Source organism: Pseudoalteromonas sp. c7(2019) (assembly GCF_011378625.1).
GTDB lineage: Bacteria > Pseudomonadota > Gammaproteobacteria > Enterobacterales > Alteromonadaceae > Pseudoalteromonas > Pseudoalteromonas arctica.
On the sequence record NZ_WTKS01000032.1, the window covers coordinates 1 to 3,420 of the forward strand.

Sequence of the window (3,420 nt, forward strand, 5' to 3'; positions counted from 1 at the left end):
GTCGCTTACACTGATGTTTATTACTGTGCCCGCTGGCGCATTGCTGCTTCCGCTGATTGTTGGCGTGCTGTCGTTCGTGGCGCCGACTGTGTCTAACGTCAGAGTTGGCGCTAAGGTATCTAGGTTGCCTGATTGAACTGCACCGCCAGTATTGCCTGCATCATCGGTGATACTGGCTTGCACGGTGTAGCTTCCATCCGGTAATTCAGGGCTGGTTGCTTGCCAATTACCGCTGGCATCAACGGTGGCAGTGATTGGGTGCTCATCACCGTTGCTGTCGGTAATAACAATGTTTATAACCGTGCCTGCAGGCTCTGTTGAGGTACCACTAACAACTGGGGTGCTGTCGTTACCTAGGCCCAATGCGTCAACAGTGACGATTGGTGTGATGGTATCTACATTACCACTGCTGTTTGCGGTACTCTCGTTGCCTGCCGCATCGGTAATGCTGGCAACAACGCTAAAGTCACCTTGTGCAAGGGCTGTCGATACTTCGATTGCCCAGTGACCATCGCTGCCTACAACGGTGCTAAGGGTTTGATTGATGCCTCCGCTGTCGGTGATGGTGAGTGTTACGGTGCCACCAATTTCATTACTGGTGCCCTGAAGCTCAGGTGTTAAATCGCTGACATCGCCTACATTTTGAATGGTGAGTGTTGGCGCTTGCGTGTCGATGGTGGTGGTATCACTCACGGTGGTTTCGTTGCCGACACTGTCGCGTACACTTACTTCAATGGTGCTTTCGCCTTCGCTTAGCGGTGTGGTTGGTGTTGCACTCCAATTGCCGTTTGCATCCACAAGCGCGGTGATGGTTTGTGGATTACCATCGCTGTCGGTCACTACAATAGTGACTTGCGCACCTTCACCCGCATCGCTTGTGCCGCTAATAACCGGTGTATTGCTGTCGCTTTGTGCTGCAACATCAACAGTGAGTGTCGGCGGTGTATTATCAAAGTCATCTGAGCTAATTGTACGGGTATTACCTGCGGCATCGGTCGCTGTTGCGATCACTGAGCCAACATCAAGTAATGATACATCTAATCCGACTAATGACCAGTTGCCATCCGCATCTGTTGTAGTGGTATATGTTGCACCAATACCACCGTTAACAAGTTGCTCGGTAATAATAATTTCACTGCCAATGGGCAAGTCAGACGTACCGCTTAGGGTAATTAATAAACCAAGTTCAAACGTTGGCGTAAAGGCAAGTGCTGGCGGGGTTACGTCTACTTCGCCACTGTCCGTGCCGGTGCCTGTATTGCCTGCAGCATCGGTGATGCTGGCGCTGACGCTGTAATTACCTTCGGCTAATGTGCCTGTTGGTGTCGCACTCCAGTTACCATTGGCATCGGTTTGTACATCAATGCTTTGAGTGGCATTTTCTGCATCGGTAAACGTAACGGTAATGGTGCTGTTAGGTGCATCACTGGTGCCCGCAACCGTGGGCGTGCTGTCGTTTGTTAATACTGGCGCATCTACACTCACACTTGGTGCTGTGGTATCAATGGTGCCGTTGCCGGTAATATCGGTGCTGTTACCTGCCACATCGCTGATGTTAGCGGTGATCGTGTACGGCCCTTCTGCAAGTGCTGTTGGCACTTCGACTGAGAAGTTGCCATCAGCATCCACAGCGGTGGTGAACGTTTGTGTATTACCTAAATCGTCCACAACCGTGAAGTTAATAACGGTGCCTTCAACCGCATCGCTTGTGCCGCTCAGTGTCGGGGTTACGTCGTTGCTTGAGCCTGGGCTGGTAAGTACAAGTGTAGGTGCGGTGGTGTCTATTTCACCAGTGCCTGTGGCGGTGGCTTCGTTGCCTGCCGTATCGCTCACGCTTGCGCTTACGGTGAAGTTACCTTCTGCAAGTGCTATCGGTACAGGGATTGACCATGTGCCATTGGCAAGTACGGTGGCGCTCATTGTTTGCGGTGTGCCACTGCTATCTGTCACTATAACCGTTACCGTACTGCCTTGCGGTGCATCACTACTGCCTGCAATCGTTGGCGTGGTGTCGTTGCCTACACCGTTGTTGGTAATAACAAGGCTCGGACCTGTTAGGTCTATCTGACCTGTCTCGGTGGCACCGCCAATATTGCCCGGTCCATCATCTACCTGTGCGGTGACAGTATATTCGCCTTCGGCTAAATCAGTTGGTGCATCGACGCTCCATACACCACCCGTTACGGTCGTATCAACAGTCGTAATATTTCCTGCACTATCTTCAAACGTTAAGCTAATGGTGGTGCCATCTGCCGCATCGCTTGTACCATTAATAGCTGGGGTGGTGTCGTTGGTGTCAACCAGTGCATTAATACTAATGCTTGGCGCCGTGGTGTTGAGTGTTGCGTTTTCACTTAATGTAGTGGTGTTGCCTGCGCTGTCGCTGACGCTTGCTTCAATGGTGAGCTCACCATCGCTCAGTGCATTCGATACATCTGCTGACCAGCTGCCATCGGCTTGTACTGTTGCGGTAAACGTTTCTGTTGTGGTGCCGTCGCTTACACTGATGTTTATTACTGTGCCCGCTGGCGCATTGCTGCTTCCGCCGATTGTTGGGGTGCTGTCGTTCGTTGCGCCCACGGTATCAAGCACAAGCGTTGGCGCGAGGCTATCAATGGTGCCCGATTGCACGGCACTATCGGTGTTACCTGCGGCATCGGTGATACTGGCTTGTACGCTGTAGCTGCCATCCGGTAATTCAGGGCTGGTTGCTTGCCAATCACCGTTTGCATCCACAGTAGCGGTGATTGGGTGCTCATCACCGTTACTGTCGGTAATAACAATGTTTATAACCGTGCCTGTAGGCTCTGTTGAGGTACCACTAATCACTGGGGTGCTGTCGTTGCCTAAACCCAGTGCATCAACGGTGATAACCGGTGTAATGGTATCCACATTACCACTGCTGTTTGCGGTACTCTCGTTGCCTGCGGCATCGGTAATGCTGGCAACAACGCTAAAGTCACCTTGTGCAAGGGCTGTCGATACTTCGATTGCCCAGTGACCATCGCTGCCTACAACAGTGCTAAGGGTTTGATTGATGCCTTCGCTATCGGTGATGGTGAGTGTAACAGTGCCACCAATTTCATTACTGGTGCCTTGCAGTTCTGGTGTTAAATCACTTATATCGCCCACGTTTTGAATGGTGAGTGTTGGCGCTTGCGTGTCGATGGTGGTGGTGTCACTCCCGGTGGTTTCGTTGCCGACACTGTCGCGCACACTTACTTCAATGGTCGCTTCACCTTCGCTTAGCGGTGTGGTTGGTGTGACACTCCAGTTGCCATTGGCATCCACTAAGGCGGTGATGGTTTGCGGGTTGCCTGCACTATCAGTAACCACGATGGTCACTTGCGCGCCCTCGCCCGCATCACTTGTGCCGCTAATAACCGGTGTATTGCTGTCGCTTTGTGCTGCAACATCAAC

1 protein-coding gene is annotated in these 3,420 nt (G+C 52.0%); it reads right to left on the minus strand.

Annotation, left to right across the window (positions count from 1 at the left end; all coding sequences use genetic code 11):
• On the minus strand, window positions 1-3,420 hold a 3,420-nt coding region (locus tag GQR38_RS19795; RefSeq protein WP_206006341.1), incomplete at both ends, for an Ig-like domain-containing protein.